This is a genomic window from Nocardia sp. NPDC004340 (assembly GCF_053602575.1).
The window spans coordinates 94,791-107,765 of sequence record NZ_JBSGDW010000012.1 but is presented as its reverse complement, the minus strand read 5'-3'; the positions used below and the strand labels follow the sequence as shown (position 1 = coordinate 107,765).

At 69.2% G+C, this 12,975-nt stretch carries 11 protein-coding genes; 6 read left to right on the top strand and 5 right to left on the bottom strand.

The genetic code is table 11. The annotated features are described in order from the left end of the window. Positions 1-59: 59 nt before the first annotated feature. Genes lpdA through ACWEOI_RS31685 form a run of 4 tightly spaced genes read left to right on the top strand, consistent with a single transcriptional unit; the run spans position 60 to position 4,967 of the window. On the top strand, positions 60-1,517 hold the full coding sequence (gene lpdA / locus ACWEOI_RS31700) for a dihydrolipoyl dehydrogenase (protein WP_452361980.1): 1,458 nt from the start codon (positions 60-62) through the stop codon (positions 1,515-1,517). Between the two features lie 11 nt (positions 1,518-1,528). Further along, positions 1,529-2,692 (top strand): pyruvate dehydrogenase (acetyl-transferring) E1 component subunit alpha, encoded by a 1,164-nt coding sequence (gene pdhA, locus ACWEOI_RS31695; RefSeq protein WP_433666975.1) that lies wholly within the window; start codon positions 1,529-1,531, stop codon positions 2,690-2,692. A gap of 19 nt (positions 2,693-2,711) precedes the next feature. Continuing rightward, positions 2,712-3,695 carry an alpha-ketoacid dehydrogenase subunit beta gene (locus ACWEOI_RS31690; protein ID WP_357288816.1) on the top strand — a complete coding sequence of 328 codons (984 nt, stop codon included), beginning with the start codon at positions 2,712-2,714 and terminating at the stop codon, positions 3,693-3,695. Between the two features lie 15 nt (positions 3,696-3,710). Further along, the gene (locus ACWEOI_RS31685; RefSeq protein ID WP_452361979.1) at positions 3,711-4,967 is read left to right on the top strand and encodes a dihydrolipoamide acetyltransferase family protein; all 1,257 of its coding nucleotides are present in this window, start codon (positions 3,711-3,713) and stop codon (positions 4,965-4,967) included. A gap of 140 nt (positions 4,968-5,107) precedes the next feature. On the opposite strand, the gene ACWEOI_RS31680 is transcribed toward ACWEOI_RS31685, so the two are convergent. Together ACWEOI_RS31680 and ACWEOI_RS31675 are read right to left on the bottom strand one after the other, a co-directional pair. Continuing rightward, the gene (locus tag ACWEOI_RS31680; RefSeq protein WP_452361978.1) at positions 5,108-6,286 is read right to left on the bottom strand and encodes a hypothetical protein; all 1,179 of its coding nucleotides are present in this window, start codon (positions 6,284-6,286) and stop codon (positions 5,108-5,110) included. Between the two features lie 27 nt (positions 6,287-6,313). Continuing rightward, complete coding sequence (locus ACWEOI_RS31675) at positions 6,314-7,123, bottom strand: hypothetical protein (protein ID WP_433666978.1); 810 nt, start codon at positions 7,121-7,123, stop codon at positions 6,314-6,316. 130 nt (positions 7,124-7,253) lie between these two features. Between ACWEOI_RS31675 and ACWEOI_RS31670 the strand changes: the two genes are divergently transcribed. Then, entirely contained in the window at positions 7,254-8,165 is a 912-nt protein-coding gene (locus ACWEOI_RS31670; protein ID WP_452361977.1) for an oxygenase MpaB family protein, read from the top strand. Between the two features lie 3 nt (positions 8,166-8,168). Here ACWEOI_RS31670 and ACWEOI_RS31665 read toward each other — a convergent pair whose 3' ends face one another. The 3 genes from ACWEOI_RS31665 to ACWEOI_RS31655 form a co-directional block, all read right to left on the bottom strand. After that, positions 8,169-8,876 carry a GNAT family N-acetyltransferase gene (locus tag ACWEOI_RS31665; protein ID WP_452361976.1) on the bottom strand — a complete coding sequence of 236 codons (708 nt, stop codon included), beginning with the start codon at positions 8,874-8,876 and terminating at the stop codon, positions 8,169-8,171. Continuing rightward, positions 8,866-10,098: an MFS transporter gene (locus ACWEOI_RS31660; protein WP_452361975.1), complete on the bottom strand. Its 1,233-nt coding sequence runs from the start codon at positions 10,096-10,098 to the stop codon at positions 8,866-8,868. Before ACWEOI_RS31660 ends, ACWEOI_RS31665 begins: the two co-directional genes overlap by 11 nt. A 137-nt stretch (positions 10,099-10,235) precedes the next feature. Beyond that, positions 10,236-11,168 (bottom strand): hypothetical protein, encoded by a 933-nt coding sequence (locus ACWEOI_RS31655; protein ID WP_452361974.1) that lies wholly within the window; start codon positions 11,166-11,168, stop codon positions 10,236-10,238. Positions 11,169-11,344: 176 nt separating this feature from the next. Here ACWEOI_RS31655 and ACWEOI_RS31650 point away from each other — a divergent pair, with 176 nt between their 5' ends. Beyond that, positions 11,345-12,973 (top strand): flavin-containing monooxygenase, encoded by a 1,629-nt coding sequence (locus ACWEOI_RS31650; RefSeq protein ID WP_452361973.1) that lies wholly within the window; start codon positions 11,345-11,347, stop codon positions 12,971-12,973. The last annotated feature ends 2 nt before the right edge of the window (positions 12,974-12,975 follow it).

Below are 12,975 nucleotides of genomic sequence, written 5' to 3'. Positions count from 1 at the left end.
CAATGACTCGCATCACAACCGATGGCGGGTCGAGTTATCGAGAACGAGGAGCACCACGAGTGCCGGAATTCGATCTTCTGGTGATCGGTGGCGGTCCCGGCGGGTACGTCGCCGCCATCCGCGCCGCTCAACGAGGCCTCACCGTCGGCCTGGTCGAGAAGGAACGCCCGGGCGGAGTCTGCCTGAACTGGGGCTGCATCCCGACCAAGGCGATGCTGCGCTCGGCGGAGGTCTTCCACACCGTCGCGCACGCCGCCGAATTCGGCATCTACGCCGATAACCTGCGCTTCGACTACGCCGCCGTGCGGCAGCGCAAGGACGGCATCGTCAAGGAACTGACCGACGGCGTCGCGGGCCTGCTCAAGGCCAATGGCGTCACCGTCATCGAGGGCCACGCTCGCTTCACCAGCCCGACCACGGTCGAGGTCGTCGAGGCTGGCCCGTCGCCGATCTTCGAGGGCGGCCCGCGCTACGCCGCCGCCCCGACCGCGAACGCCGTGCGCACCGTGAGCGCGAAGGATGTCATCGTCGCGACCGGTTCGGTCCCGGCCGTACTCCCGATCCCGGGCGCGGACCTGCCCGGCGTCATCACCTCCGACGGCGCGTTCGGTCTCACCGAGGTGCCGAAGCGCCTGGTCGTCATCGGCGGCAGCGCGGTGGGCGCGGAGTGGGCCAATCTGTTCCACGAGTTCGGCGCGGACGTCACCGTCGTGGAGATGCAGGATCGCCTGGTTCCGTTGGAGGACAAGGAGATCGGCACCGCGCTGGTCCGCTCGTTCACCAAGCGCGGCATCAAGGTCCTGACCGGCGCGACCGTCACCGCCATCGCCGAGGGCGATGCGGGCCTGACCGTCACGGTCGGCGGCGCGAAGCCGCAGGAGCTGCCCGCGGACGTGGTGCTGGTCGGTGTCGGCCGCCGCCCCAATACCGCCGGGCTGGGCTTGGAGGTCGCCGGAATCGCCACCGACGCACGGGGTTTCATCCCGGTCGACGAGCACCTGCGCACCGGTGTCGAGCACGTCTACGCCATCGGCGACGTCACCGGTAAGGCGCTGCTCGCGCACGTGGCCTCGCATCAGGGCCTGGTCGCCAGCGACACCATCGCCGGTCACGCCGCCCACATCGACTACAACGTGATCCCGGCCGCGACCTTCACGCATCCCGAGATCGCGAGCGTCGGCCTCACCGAGGACGCCGCCAAGGCCGCGGGCCACGAGATCGTGGCCGCGAAGTTCCCGTTCGCGGCGCTGGGCCGGGCCAAGTCCTTCGGCGATCAGGAGGGCTTCCTGAAGATCGTCGCGGGCAAGAAGCACGGCGAAGTGCTGGGTGTGCACATCATCGGCCCGTCGGCCAGTGACCTGATCACCGAAGGGGCCCTGGCGATCTCGCTGGAGGCGACCCTCGACGAACTGGCCGAGACCATTCACGCCCACCCCACCCTCGGCGAGATCGGTATGGAGGCCGCCCTGGTCGGGCTGGGCCTGCCGATTCACGTCGCGCCGCCCCGGAAGCGTTGAGGAGTTCCGTCATGACCACGACCACTTCAGCGGAGCTGATCAAGACCACCGCCGCGCCGCGCAAGCCGGCGCGCAAGGCCACCCGCCCGGCCGACCAGACCGCGGACGCCGCCGTATCCCAGGCCGAAATCGCCGAAACCCTGCTTGGTGGAGCCGATTTCGGCGGCACCGACGCCGCGACCCTGCGCGAGCTGTACAGCGAGATGCTGTTCATCCGCCGCTTCGAGGAGCGCACCGCGCAGGCGTACCAGCAGGCCAAGATCGGCGGCTACTGCCACCTGAACCTGGGTGAGGAAGCCACCGTCGTCGGTGTCGGGCGGGCCATGCGTCCCACCGACTACCTGTTCACCAACTACCGCGAGCACGGGTACGCGCTGGCCAAGGGCATCGAGCCCGGCCGCGTCATGGCCGAGCTGTACGGCCGCTCGACCGGCACCTCCAAGGGCTGGGGCGGGTCGATGCACATGTACGACACCGAGACCCGGCTGCTCGGCGGGTACGCCATCGTCGGCGGCCAGGTGCCTCTGGCGATCGGCGCGGCGCTGGCCATCGACTACCGCGGCGGCGATGACGTCGTGGTGTGCCAGATGGGTGAGGGCACCACGAACATCGGCGCGTTCCACGAGTCGCTGAACATCGCGGCGCTGTGGAATCTGCCCGTGGTGTTCCTGGTGATCAACAACCAGACCGGTATGGGCACCACCGTCGAGAAGTCCTCGGCCGAACCGGATCTGTGGAAGCGTGCCGCCTCGTACCGCATGCGCGGTGAGCGGGTGGACGGCACCGATGTGCTGGCCGTGCGTGAGGTCGCCGCCGATCTCATCGAGACCGCGCGCCGCGAGGGCAAGCCCGCGCTGCTGGAGGCCGTCTCCTACCGGCTCAAGGGGCATTCGGTGGTCGACCCGGCCAAGTACCGGGCCGAGGACGCCGTGTCCACCGCGGTCGCGCACGACCCGATCGTGTTGTGGCACAACCGTTTGCTGGAGGCGGGCGTGCTGAGCGAGGAGTCGGCCGCCGCCATCGAGGCCGATGTGAAGGAGCGGGTGCGCGTCGCGGTCGATTTCGCCGACCAGTCCCCGCATCCGGACCCGGCCACCCTGTTCGATTACAACTACGCGACCCCGGTCGCGGGCGATTCCCATCGCCTGCCCGGTGATCCGCTCTTCACCGCATAAGGACATCACCGTGGCTGTCATGACCTACCGTGAAGCGCTGCGCGAGACCCTCCGCGAGGAGATGCGGCGCGACGACGACGTCTTCCTCATCGGTGAGGAGATCGGCGTCTTCGAAGGCTCGTACAAGATCACCGCCGGCCTGCTGGCCGAGTTCGGCGAGAAGCGGGTGCGCGACACCCCCATCGCCGAAGAGGGTTTCGTCGGTGCGGCGATCGGCGCCGCCATGCTGGGCCTGCGCCCGGTCGTCGAGATCATGACGATCAACTTCTCGCTGCTGGCGCTGGACCAGATCGTCAATCACGCCGCCAAGATCTACGGCATGTTCGGCGGGCAGACCGCCGTGCCCATGGTCATCCGCACCCCCGGGGGCGGCGGGCAACAGCTGGGTGCGACGCATTCGCAGAACATCGAGCTGTACTACGCGTTCGTGCCCGGCCTGAAGGTGGTCGCGCCGTCGACGCCCGCCGACGCGGCGGCGCTGATGAAGGCCGCGATCGCCGACAACGATCCGGTGCTGTTCCTGGAGAACCTGTCGCTCTACAACACCAAGGGCGAGGTCCCCGAGGACCTGCCGCCGGTCGAGATCGGCAAGGCCGCGGTCACCCGTGAGGGCACCGACATCACCCTGATCGGCTACTCCCGCATGGCGAACGTCTGCACCCAGGTCGCCGAACAGCTGGCGGCCGACGGCATCTCGGCGGAGGTCATCGACCTGCGCAGCCTGCGCCCGCTGGACCGCGACACCATCATCGCCTCGGTCAAGAAGACCGGTTGCGCCGTCATCGGCGAGGACGACTGGCTGACCTACGGCATCGGCGCGGAGATCGCGGCGTCCATCTCCGACGGCGCGTTCGACTACCTCGACGCCCCCGTCCGCCGGGTCGCCATGGCCGAGGTGCCGCTGCCCTACGCCAAGCCGCTGGAGAAGCTGGCGCTGCCCTCGCCCGAGTCGCTGTACCGGGCCGCCACCGAAACCCTTGCCGCCGTGGGCAAGCGCCGCTGAGATCCGGAAGGAACCATGTCCGAAGTAACCATGCCCCGGCTCTCCGACACCATGGAGGAGGGCGTCGTCGCGGCCTGGCTCAAGCAGGTCGGCGACCAGGTCAAGGCGGGCGAGATCCTGGCCGAGATCGAAACCGACAAGGCGCTCATGGAGCTCGAAGCCTACGAGGACGGGGTGCTCGAGCGGATCATCGCCGAAGCCGGTGCGCGCGTGCCGATCGGTGAGGCCATCGCGATCCTGGGTGACGGCAGCGGGTCCTCCTCCGCTCCGGCCACAGCCGCCGTCCCCGCTGCGGCTCCGGCCCCCGCCGCTCCTGCCGCGCAGAGCAATCCGGCTGTCGTGAACGGAAACGTCGGCGCCCCGGCGGTTTCCGCCGACGGCGAGCGCAAGAAGTCGTCCCCGCTGGCCCGCAAGGTCGCCAAGGAGCTGGGCGTCGACATCACCGCCGTGACCGGCACCGGCCCCGGTGGCCGCGTCACCAAGCTGGATGTCGAGACCGCGAGCAGCACAGTCGCTCCGCCCGCGCCCGCCGCAGCCCCGACCGCCGCCGCACCCGTCGCGGCGGCCGCCCCGGCCACCGGCGACTACGACGAGATCCCGCTGACCACCATTCAGCGTGTCTCGGCCCAGCGTCTGACCGAGTCCATGCAGCAGGCGCCGCACATCTACCTGACCAGCGCCATCGACGTGACCGAGCTGCTGGCCTTCCGCGCGCAGATCAACAAGACCCTGGAGGAGACCGGTTCCGGCAAGGTCAGCGTGAACGACCTGCTGGTGAAGGCGGTCGCCACCGCGCTGCGCCTGGATCCGTCGGTGAACGTCTCCTTCGCGGGCGACAAGCTGTTGCGGCACAAGGCGATCAATATCGGCATCGCCGTGGCCACCGACGCGGGCCTGTTCGTGCCGGTCATCCATGACGCGGACCGCAAGTCGGTGTCGGCGATCGCCGCCGAGGGCCGGGAGAAGGCCGGGCGCGCCCGCGACCGGAAGCTGAAGGGCGAGGACATGTCCGGCGGCACCTTCACCATCTCCAACCTGGGCATGTTCGGTATCGAGCAGTTCACCGCCGTGATCAATCCGCCGGAGTCGGCGATCCTCGCGGTCGGCGCGGCGCAGGACGAGTTGAGGCTCGACGGCGAGAAGGTGGTGTCGCGCAAGATCCTTCGCGTCACGCTGTCCGCGGATCACCGGTCGATCGATGGTGCGGTCGCGGCGAAGTTCCTGCAGCAGCTGAAGGAACTCATCGAGCATCCGCTGCGGATCGTGACCTAGTCACCCCGAGACCGTCGTCCGATTTTCTGATCCAGGATCGGACGGCGACGCCCGCCGTGAGCCGAACTCACCCGGTGCCGGGCGGAATCGCCGGATGGCGTGGACCGGTTTTACCCGGCTGGTCCCCGTCATCCGGCTTTTCACGTTTCGGCCGAGGGCGCGGGCCGGGACTGTCCGGGTCCGGCCGCCAGTTCGACGACCACCCATGCGGCGATGGCGGCGAACACGGTCCAGATGACCACCGGTCCGGTCGGGTACGACCAGAACGTCAGCGTGATCGCCGCGACGGCGAGAACGGCGATCCGCAGCGAGCCCCGGTAGCGGGCCACGACGGATCGGATCGCCCGTGGATCGCGCGCGACTCGGTGCGACTGCGCGGCCAGCACGATCACCACGGCCAGGGCGAACATCACTCGCACGGTGGTGTCCAGCCGCACCAGGAAGGCGTCGATCACCGCCGCGGCGGCTCGAGGGGTGAGCACGTCGGCCGGTACCGCGTCCAGGTAGGCCGATCGTGCGATGCCGACCGCGACCGCGAGCAATGCCATCGCCAACGCCAGCGTCGCACCGAGCCAGGTGAGGGCGCGACGCCGCGCGCCCGCGGGTGCGGCCCAGACCGCGCCGGCCGCGACGAGCACCGTGATCCAGGGCAGCACGTCGGCCACCCGATCGAGGATCATCACCCATCGCCGCGCCTCGACCAGTTCGGGAGACCGGAAGACCACGAACGACCGGTCGATCGCCGGCACCTGGTCGGCGAACGTGAAGCCCCGGTCGGTCAATTCGGATCGGACGCTGTCGATGAGCGGGCCCAGTTGCACACTCACCGCGCCGTTCCGATCCATTCCGACCGCCGTGGGGGCCGCACCGGTCAGCACGACGACCAGCCCGCGGTGCGCCTGCCGGTTCGCCTCGATCCACACGGTTCGGAATTGGCCGGACGCCAGAACGGATTCGGCCGTGTCGCGCACGAGACCTCGCGCTTGCCGGGTGGCCAGGGGAGCCAGACCGGTCACGGCGCGCGGAACGCGCGGGTTGCTGTCGGCCAGCGCGGCCAGTGCCTGGGCGGTGACGGATTGGACGTCGACGCTGTTCATGATCGCGTCGGTGGCCCGGTCGGCCAGCACTTCCCGCAGTGCGGGGTCGGCGGACAACGGCGTGACGGTCCGGACGTAGCGGTCGGTGTCGAGCAACTCGCGGTGCGCGAATCCGGCGAGGACCGAGGTGATCGCCAGGACGGCGAACAGGGTCAGCAGAACGGCCGCGGCCGTCCACCGCAATGCGCTACGGCGTGGGCGTTCGGGTTCGGAAGCCGCCATGACTGTCCCGCCTCGATCGTGCGATGGTCAATTCGAGCCGTGCAGAAACCGTCCGATCACGGTCTCGTCCAGGGCGAAAGCCTTGATGATCGCGGCAGCGCCGACGATCACCACCGACATCACGAAAAGCCAGCTGACAGAAGTGAAAGCGAGCCCCAGGGGCCCGAAGTGCCGCTGGGCGTTGGCCGTGATCCTCGGCAGCACGGCCCGCCCGGCCAGATGCACGGCGGTCAGGCCCGCCGCGGTCAGCAGCCCGGTCGCCCAGGCCACCCGCCGGGTCAACGCGCCCTTCGTGAGTAGGAACGGCGCGAACGCCCACACCACCGTCCAGATGACGAGCTCGCCGGCCAGCACGAGCGGCCACCCCACATAACTGACCCGCGCGAGGTTCTGGGTCTGCCCGACCAGCGCGACCGCCAGGGCGACCGCGAACAGTGCCGCGAACCACCGCCACGCGTCCCGTGGCCCGATCGAATTCACCTGCCACACCGCGCCGTAGACCCGTCCGAGCGCGCGGGCGAACGACGTGCCGCTGAACACGACCATCAGCAGACCGACCACGCCGAACGCGGCCAGCGACGAATCCGACGCCTGAGCCGCGTCACCGACGGGCAGCGCCTCGAGATCGAATCCGAACTGGAAGCGGATCGCGCCGGACGCGGAATGCCAGCCGCTCAGGGCTGATGCCGCCATGATGACCGGCAAGACCGACGTGAAGATCTGCGCGGACAGCGCCAGCGAGCGATCGACGAGCTCGATCTCGAACAGGCCCTGGACCGTCCGCCAGGCGGTCCGGCCCCAGGGTGTGCCGCGCAACCAACCGGCAGCGGTGTCCACGAATCGATCGTATCCCGGTCGATCGTGACGGTTGCCACTCCACCGACATGATGAGAAGATTCGGTAGTAACTCTCTCATCCTGTCGGCGCGTGACCGCCGTCAGGAACGGTCGATCAAAGGAGATCCACCATGACCGCCGCCGTCGCGCTCGCCGAGGGATCCGGAGCCGCCCGCCCCGAACGCCGTCCGTTCGGACCCGGCAGCCGGATGTGGGAGGACACCGGGCTCATCACCTTCTCCCTCACCGCCGGCTCTGCCTTCCTGCTCCAGACCATGGAACCCAGCATCGCCGCCGTGGTGGACGAGCACTCCAGCTTCCGCACCGACGCACTGGGCCGCGCGGCCCGCAGCATCGCCTCGGTCATGATGTGGATCTACGGCGGCGAGGAGGCTCTCGCCGAGGCCGACCGGCTGCGCACCATGCACGCCACCCTGAATTCCACCGACGCCCAGGGCGTCAAGCACCGCGCCCTGTCCTCGGGCCCGTGGGCGTGGGTGCTGCACACCGCGGTCTTCGCCTTCACCGAGGGCAACAAGTACTTCTCCAGCGACAAGCTGACCGAGGCCGAGAAGGAGTCCTACTACCAGGAAGTCGTGCAGCTCATGCGCAACTTCTCGGTGCCGCCCAAGGAGATTCCGGCCACCTATGCCGAATGGCTCCCCTGGTTCGAGGACCAGATCGAGAACCACCTGGTGCCCACGAATGTCGCGCACGACTACCTGAAGGTCATCCGGAACATCGCCCCGCCCAAGCAGATCCCGTCCGCCCTGCGCCCGGTGTGGCGCGTGGCCACCCAACCCATCGGCCGCCTCCAGTACTTCTGCACCGTCGGCACCACCCCCGACTCCATCCGCGACCGCCTCGGCCTGGAGTGGACCGCGAACGACGAACGCGCCCTGCGGGTCCTGGGCTGGGTCATCGGCCGCCTCGTCCCGATGCTCCCGGAACGCGTCCGCTACTTCCCCATCGCCTACGAGGCCCGCCGCCTCGAACGCGACCGTGCCCGCCTGCGCGCGATCATCGACGTGCGCCCGATCTGACGTTCACGCCCGGCAGGTTCGGTTCGCGAGCCGCGCGCGAACCTCCGGCCACTCCTCGGCGATGATCGAGAACAGCACGCTGTCGCGCACGGTCCCGTCGCCGCGCCGGAACTGACGGCGCAGCGTGCCCTCGTACCGCGCGCCCAGTCGCGCGATCGCCTGCTGGGAGCGGTGATTGCGGACGTCGGTCTTCAACTGGACCCGCCCCACGTGCAAGGTCTCGAAGGCGTACTCGAGTAGCAGCAGCTTGGCTTCCGGGTTCACCGCGCTGCCCCACACCGACGGGGTGTAGAGGGTGAACCCGATCTCCAGCCCCGCATCGCGCGGCCGGGCCTCCAGATAGGCGGTGACGCCGACGATCGATCCGGCGGGGAGGCCGCCGAGCTCCACGCGCGTCCGCACGATCCAGATGTGCCAATCGTCCTGCGAATGACGTTGACGCAGGCTGTCTTCGAACTGTCGCGGATCGGTCGGCCGCCAGGGCACATGCGCCCACGCCCGCTCATGATCGAGGGCCGCGAACAGCGCGTCGGCGTCGGCGGCCGGGTCGATCGCGGTCAACTCCACGGCCTCCCCGCTCAGGACGGTCCCGGTCGGCACCGGCCAGATCATGTCCGGCCACACCTCGTCGTCCGGCCGCGGATCCGCGATCACCGGAAACCGATCCGATTCGGTCGTTGCCGATTCGTTCGCCCGTGTCTCAGTGGGCATGTCGACGCTCCCCCGTGTTCTCCGCTGGTCGTCCCGAGGATAGCGGGGGGCCTGGGAACCAGCGGCGGATGGCGAGCGCGCCCGCGGTCGCCACCGCTCCCAGTGCGACGCCGGCGGAGCCGAGTGTGGCTGCCGTGCCGATGATTCCGACCGCGATGGGGCCCGCGAACATGCCGAGGTCGTGGGTCAGCCGCCAGGCGCCGAGGAATTCGGCCTGCGCTGACGGTGGGGCGACGTCGGAGCCGACGGTCATGATCAGGCCGTTGCTGAGGCCGTTGGCGATTCCGAGGATCACGGCGATCACACACAATCCGGCGGCGGTCGTGGCCAAGGGCAGCGTGGTGTAGCCGAGCGCGAACAGCAGTAGCGAGGGTATTCCGGTCGCGCGGCGCCCGTATCGGTCCAGCCAGATGCCGGACGGGTACGACAGCAGGACGTCGACGGCTCCCGCGATTCCGAAGATCAGTCCGATGGCCGGGGCGCTCATGCCGATGTGCGCCGCCCACAAGGGAAGCAGGGCGACCCGGGAGGCTCGGGCCGCGCCGGTCGCGAGTGCGCCGAGCCCGAGTGTGCCCAGGACACGGCGGTTTTCGGTCACCACCGCACGCAGGCCCTGCCGGACCTGCTCGGCCTCCTCGATATCGGTGACCGACATCATCAGTGTTCCGCCGACGAGTATCGCCGCCAGCTGCAGCCACATCGCGCCGGTCACGCCGAACGCGTGCGTCGCGGCCGCGCCGATCAGCGGCCCGGCGAACACCCCGAATCGCTGTGAGCCCGCCAACAGCGACAGCGCTCGCCCGCGGTCGCTGTCGGGCACGACGGCCACCAGATACGTCTGCCGCGCCAGTCCCCACAGCGCCGACGCCGCGCCGGTGAGCAACATCCCCGCCGCCAGCCACCCCAGATTCGGCGCGAAGATGGCCATGAGCACACCGACCGCCCCGCCCACCGATGCCGCGGCGACCGCGCGCCGCTCCCCGACCCGGGCGATCAGCTGTCCCGCGGGCAGATCCGCGAGCAACAGCCCGAAGCCCGAGAGCGCCACCACGATTCCCGCCGCCCCGGCGCTCGCGCCCAGCTCGAGCGCTCGCAACGGATACATGGGAGCGGCCGCCCCGCCGCCCATCCCCAAGACGGCGGTCGGAACGAACACCTGCCACGTCAAGGCCCGCAGCCGCACCACCGGCGCGACGAGGTCGGTGACGCCTTCACCGCTCATCGCACTCGAACCCCGAACACCGATCCCACAGCAAGATCCCGGCTACGACCACATCCGCATCGAATCAACCGGCGCGGTGACGGAACACCCTTTTCCTGCCGCTGATTCCAACCCGGGGAACCAGCGCCGGGGAGGGATCAGCGGGAGGCCCAGAGTTTCGGCACGGATTTCAGCGCGGCCCACGCTGTTTCGGCGAGCGCACGCAGCAGCACGGTGGCGAGTTCGGGATTGGACTTCAGGCCGATGGCGACGGCCGTGGTGGCGTTGGTGACGGCGGTGCGGACCGTATCGGGGTCCACGGCGGCGAGGAAGCGGCCGTAGGCCTGCGGCTGGGCGGCGGGGTCGGCGGCGGCGACCCGATTGTGCATGGTGAGCAGGGCGGTGACGATGCGGCCGAGTTGGTGGGGCTCGGCCTGTTCACGCAGGACACGGCCGACATTGCGGTAGGAGGATTCGGGGAGGGCGGCGATCTGCTCCCCGTAGTGGGCCAGGCCGCGCCCGAGGGCGGCGAGGATGCGGGTGTTGGAGGAGACCGCGTCGTCGAGGATGTCGTGGGCGGTGGTGGTGGAATCGGCCAGGGCGTAGAGCCATTGCTCGAGGAGCAGGGCCGTGGTGACGAAGGCTTCGTGGCTCTCGTGGTACTGGCCGGTGGTGAGGTAGCGGGCGATCAGGTCGTCGAAGGTGGTGCGGTACAGGGGAATGTCGTCGCGAATCGCGTTGGTGCCGACCGAGAGTGCGGTCACGGTGCGGCCCGCCTGCGTGGTGTCGATGCTCTCCAGGAGGTCCTGGAGCAAGCCGCTCAACGCGATTCGGAAGCGTTCGCGATCCTCGGCGTTCAACTCGGTCACGTAGTCCGCGGAATCGACAGCCACCTCGTAGTGGGTGGCGCCGAGGTGACGCAGGCGGCGGAAGGCGGCTCGGCCGTCGATGGCCGCCGGGCCGTCGACGACGCCACCTTCGGGCGCGGTCGCGGCGACCGCCAGGCGATCGAAGTAGGAGTCGACGGTCTGCCGGTACTGCTCGGCGTCCTCGGCTGCGGGTGTGGTCTCGGGCTGGACTGCATCGGCCATGCGAGACACCGTAGGTCGGGCACGCGGGCGTGGCCCAGCGTCTCGTCCCGGCTCCCGGGACAGGTATCCACCTGCGTGATCATCGACAGCTCTAGCGTGTACATATGTGTAGGTACTAACATGTCAAGTTAAGTCGGCAGGGCCTCCGGGCCGACGTAGACAGAGGATGTAAAGCAATGACGCTGGCAGACACCCCACGGACCCGCGCACCACGCAAGCGCAAGAGTTCACCGTCGGCACGCAGCACACACGCCGGACTCGCACCGGTGGACCACGACATCGTCGTGGTGGGGGCCGGGTTCTCCGGCATCGGTCTGGGAATCCAGTTGAAGCGGGCGGGTTTTCACGACTTCACGATTCTCGACGCCGCCGACGGGGTCGGCGGCGTGTGGCGGCACAATGTGTATCCCGGTATCGCCGTGGACATTCCGAGCACCACCTACTCGTACTCCTTCGAGCCGAACCCCGACTGGTCGCAGCTCTTCGCGCCGGGCGCGGAACTACGCGCCTATGCCGAGCGCTGCACCGACAAGTACGGCCTGCGGGACCATCTGCGGCTGGGTGTCCGAGTTCAGTCCGCGCACTTCGACGAGGCGGGCACGGCCTGGCGGGTGAACACCGATCAGGGCGTGATCACCGCGCGCTTCCTGGTCAGCGCGGTCGGCCCGCTCGACAGCCTGTCGTACCCGGACATCAAGGGCATCGAGGAGTTCGGCGGCGAGATCATGCACACCGCCCGCTGGGACGATTCGGTCTCGATCGCGGGCAAGCGGGTCGGCATCATCGGCACGGGCGCGTCGAGCTTGCAGGTCACGCCCGAGATCGCGCCCATCGTCGAGCATCTGGACATCTACCAGCGCACGCCGATCTGGGTGATTCCGAAGCCGAACACCGCCATGCCCCCGCTCGCACGCGCCCTGTTCCGGCGGGCGCCCGCCGCGCAGCGGGTGCTGCGCGCGGGCACCAACACCATCGCCGAGGTGATCATGACGGCCGGCGCGGTGTATCACACCCGGTTGCCGTTCCTGGTTCGCACCGTCGAGCGAACCTGCCTGCGGCACTTGGAGAATCAGGTCGACGATCCCGAGACCCGGGAGAAGCTGACCCCGAACTACGCCTTCGGCTGCAAGCGGCCGTCGTTCTCGAGCACCTACCTGCCCACGTTCAACCGGCCGAACGTGGATCTGGTGACGGATCGGATCGACCACATCACGAAGGACGGCATCGTCACCGTCGCAACCGATCCCGCGACCGGTGAGACGACCGAGACGCTGCGGCGGCTCGACACCTTGATCCTGGCCACCGGATTCAAGACCCTCGATCGCGGCGGCGTCCCGGCCTTCCCGGTGCACGGGGTGGGCGGCGTCGAACTCGGCGCGCACTGGTACGAGCACCGCTACCGCAACTATGAGGGCATCTCCACGCCGCTGGCCCCCAATTTCTGGCTGATGAACGGCCCGTGGTCGGTGGCCGGCACCTCGTGGTTCGCGGTCATCGAATCCGGTTGCGCCCACATCCTGCGCTGCCTGACCGAGGCCCGGCACCGCGGGGCGCATCGCATGGTCGTCAAGCAGTCGGCGATGGACGACTACATGGCGAGCATGTACAAGAAGGTGCGGCACACGGTGTTCGCCCAGCCCAGCTGCGCGAACGCCAACAGCTACTACTTCGACCATCACCGGGACGCGCCGTTCGTGCGGCCGGTGTCGGGTCCGGCGCTGTGGCTCGCGAGCCGCACCTTCGATCTCGACGACTACGAGTACGAGACCAGCCCGATCGGGCTGTACGAATCACCGCTGCACTGACC

Excerpts from the sequence above, each read along its gene's own strand:
- pdhA (WP_433666975.1), top strand. The coding sequence starts at position 1,529 with ATGACCACGACCACTTCAGCGGAGCTGATCAAGACCACCGCCGCGCCG.
- ACWEOI_RS31690 (WP_357288816.1), top strand. The coding sequence starts at position 2,712 with ATGACCTACCGTGAAGCGCTGCGCGAGACCCTCCGCGAGGAGATGCGG.
- ACWEOI_RS31685 (WP_452361979.1), top strand. The coding sequence starts at position 3,711 with ATGTCCGAAGTAACCATGCCCCGGCTCTCCGACACCATGGAGGAGGGC.
- ACWEOI_RS31680 (WP_452361978.1), bottom strand. The coding sequence starts at position 6,286 with ATGGCGGCTTCCGAACCCGAACGCCCACGCCGTAGCGCATTGCGGTGG.
- ACWEOI_RS31670 (WP_452361977.1), top strand. The coding sequence starts at position 7,254 with ATGACCGCCGCCGTCGCGCTCGCCGAGGGATCCGGAGCCGCCCGCCCC.
- ACWEOI_RS31665 (WP_452361976.1), bottom strand. The coding sequence starts at position 8,876 with ATGCCCACTGAGACACGGGCGAACGAATCGGCAACGACCGAATCGGAT.
- ACWEOI_RS31660 (WP_452361975.1), bottom strand. The coding sequence starts at position 10,098 with ATGAGCGGTGAAGGCGTCACCGACCTCGTCGCGCCGGTGGTGCGGCTG.
- ACWEOI_RS31655 (WP_452361974.1), bottom strand. The coding sequence starts at position 11,168 with ATGGCCGATGCAGTCCAGCCCGAGACCACACCCGCAGCCGAGGACGCC.
- ACWEOI_RS31650 (WP_452361973.1), top strand. The coding sequence starts at position 11,345 with ATGACGCTGGCAGACACCCCACGGACCCGCGCACCACGCAAGCGCAAG.